General features: G+C 26.6%; 1 protein-coding gene. It reads right to left on the bottom strand.

The annotated features are described in order from the left end of the window. Positions 1–229: hypothetical protein (locus tag ACX6CF_RS27235; protein WP_458788499.1), on the bottom strand; the 229-nt coding region annotated here is incomplete at both ends.

Below are 229 nucleotides of genomic sequence, written 5' to 3'. Positions count from 1 at the left end.
TAGTCTTATCTCCAATTATTTTGGCTTCATTGATAAAAATATCAACTGAATTACTGGACGTGAAATTAAATTGATTTGTTTTTATTACATGTTGTACATTACCCATGGTGTCCTTTAATGTAATAGCTCTTAATTTATAAGATTGGGATTGTTTCAATTTTTTATCTTTTGATAAATAAATCTTTATCATATGCGAATCTTTTTCATTGTCATAATAGACTGCTGTTGG

It is taken from the genome of Vallitalea sediminicola, assembly GCF_054408565.1.
This window is presented reverse-complemented; position numbering and strand designations above follow the sequence as displayed.